Below are 1,077 nucleotides of genomic sequence, written 5' to 3' on the forward strand. Positions count from 1 at the left end.
CTAGTACCCACTTTTCTTGGATCGTGAGTCGTGATTCAAGATCTGGATGATACCCGAAGCAAGAGAAGTCCACCTTTCGAGGAAAGATCGCAAGGTGCTCGAGGCGTGTTGTCGCTCACCGGTGACGTTGCAGCGCGATTTGAAGCGGGCGCGGATCGTTTTGTTCGCGGCGGACGGGCGCAGCACCCGGTCGATTGCCAAGGAAGTTGGGGTCCAGCCGCGGATTGTCAGCCTTTGGCGGCATCGCTATGCCGACCATGGCCTTGAAGGACTGCAAGACAAGCCGCGGCGTGGCAAACAGCCGATTTATACGAAGACGACTGACAAGCGGATTCTGAAACTCCTGGATAAGCCGCCCCCACAAGGGTTTGCGCGCTGGACGGGTCCTCTGCTGGCCGAGGCGCTGGGCGATGTTGACGTCCAATATGTCTGGCGGTTCCTGCGCAACCACAAGATCGACCTCGTGGCCCGCAAGTCCTGGTGCGAGAGCAACGACCCGAACTTTACGGCCAAGGCCGCCGATGTTGTTGGCCTCTACGTCGCCCCTCCCGCGAAGGCCATTGTGTTATGCGTGGACGAGAAGCCATCGATCCAGGCCTTGGAGCGAGCGCAAGGCTATCTGAAGCTGCCCAATGGCCGCGCCTTGACCGGCCAGAGCCACGATTATAAGCGGCATGGCACGACAACGCTGTTTGCAGCGCTTGAGGTCGCCACCGGAAAGATCATCGCAACGCATTCAAAACGCCGTCGCCGTATCGAGTTTCTCGACTTCATGAACAGCGTCATCGCGGCCTTTCCGGGCCGGAAGCTTCACGTCATCCTCGACAATCTCAACACCCACAAGAAGAACGAGCCCTGGCTCAAGGCTCACCCTGACGTGCAATTTCATTTCACCCCGACAAGCGCGTCTTGGCTCAATCAGGTCGAGGTATGGTTTTCGATCTTGCAGGGTCAATCACTCAGCGGCACCTCCTTCACAAGCCTCAAGCAACTTCAGGAACACATCGATGCCTACGTCAACGCGTACAACGACAAAGCCGAGCCTTTCGTCTGGACCAAGAAAAAGGTCCGCCAACG

Annotated in this window: 1 protein-coding gene; it reads left to right on the plus strand. The window is 57.8% G+C overall.

Annotated elements, in window-relative coordinates; translation table 11 throughout:
• Positions 1–46: 46 nt before the first annotated feature.
• Positions 47–1,077, plus strand: a 1,031-nt coding sequence (locus AC0L3A_RS40675; RefSeq protein WP_473256574.1) for an IS630 family transposase, incomplete at its 3' end; no start/stop codon positions are given.

The sequence above is a fragment of the Bradyrhizobium sp. MI1.3 genome, assembly GCF_055811695.1.